The organism is Paenibacillus sp. 01T443 (genome assembly GCF_056398325.1).
Genome location: NZ_JBFTPE010000067.1, coordinates 1 through 1,403, shown reverse-complemented (window position 1 = coordinate 1,403; position 1,403 = coordinate 1). Strand labels below are relative to the sequence as shown.

Genomic DNA, 1,403 nt, shown 5'->3' with positions numbered 1-1,403 from the left:
CGGTTAGACCCCTTAATTCCGGAGTGCTGCCAACCAAATAAACAAATTACGTAGCCAAGCTTGTTATTTGGCCTATTTACATGGCTTTATGGAACATACTTTGGTCCTCCAGCGTCATGACCCAATCAGAGAACTTCGCTGGAGGCATCAATTTCAAACTGCCGTGCATTTTACGGTTATTGTAGAAATCCATATATTTATCAAGTTCCTCGTAAGCTTCTTGAAAGCTGCTAAACTCCATTTTACTGAATAGATCGCGTTCGAGTAGACTGTGGAAAGATTCGATGTAGGCGTTCATATTAGGGCTTCGTGGTGGTATTCGTTCATGAGTCATCTCTAGGCTTTCACACGTATCTCCAAACAGCTTGCTTATGAATTGGGGGCCGTTGTCGGTGCGAATGACGGGGAGTTCTTCTCCTGGTTTTACACGCTGTTTGAGCGCATTCCACAAGGTTTTCACGGCATGTTTAGCCTCACATACCGGCCCTCTATACTGGTTAACGACCACACGATCAAATACATCAATAATACTGAGCACAAAAAAGAATCGCTCACGTCCAGCGACGTAACCGTATTTGATGTCCATTTGCCATAATTGGTTGATTCCGGTGACCGTACGGTTTTTCGGTAGCCTGCGGGGATGCTTTGCCTTAAGTTCCCGCTGCTTCTGCAAGATACCCAGCTCACTACACAAACGATAGGACTTCTTCTTGTTAAGCACTAGCTTTTGATCTCTGCGCAGACACTTGGCAAGAAGCTTGTAGCCATAAACATGTTCTTCTCCTTCTACAAGCTCCATTAGCCACTCTTTGATCTGTTCATCATTGATTTTTAATCCCGTTTCTGTCCATGAAAAGCCAGGCCGTGGTCTTCCGTTTCGGCCGCTTGAAACCATCTCTTCCGAGTATGAGGAACGCTTTTTTCGATCGTAGTAAGTAGATGTAGCCAGATCTACAGTTCGCAGGACCATTGCTGCCGAAACTCCCCGCTTAATGAATTGTTCGGCTACTTCGTACTTTTCGGATAAGCGGGGTTCCTCTTTTTTACGAGCTCACGCAGGATTTCATTCTCGAGTTCCTTTTCACCTAAAAGCTTCATCGCCATGGCATATTTCTCTTCAATTTCTTGCAGCCGTTTAAGCTCTTGCAGGTGTTCATCTGATGTTGGAATTTCTTCTGGAGGTATCTTATCTCGTAGATCTCTTACCCAAACACGGATCGTTTCCGGATGAATTCTATGCATACGGGCTAATACCCCCACCTTAACACCTGCAAGCACCTCTCGAACTACTCTCATCTGTGTTTCTTCACTAACTCTTCTTCCTCCCATAACGGATCATCTCCCTTGTCCTAAGTTTAAATTATTGGATGGGAGGACTCCAGTTTAATTAGGGGGCCTAAGAG

2 protein-coding genes are annotated in these 1,403 nt (G+C 44.9%); both read right to left on the bottom strand.

Translation table 11 applies throughout. From position 1 onward, the window contains the following. Nucleotides 1-76: 76 nt before the first annotated feature. Complete coding sequence (locus AC1DLI_RS34270; RefSeq protein ID WP_477610194.1) at nt 77-970, bottom strand: IS3 family transposase; 894 nt, start codon at nt 968-970, stop codon at nt 77-79. Nucleotides 971-1,005: 35 nt separating this feature from the next. Next, nucleotides 1,006-1,329 (bottom strand): transposase, encoded by a 324-nt coding sequence (locus tag AC1DLI_RS34265; protein WP_477610192.1) that lies wholly within the window; start codon nt 1,327-1,329, stop codon nt 1,006-1,008. Between the last annotated feature and the right edge of the window lie 74 nt (nt 1,330-1,403).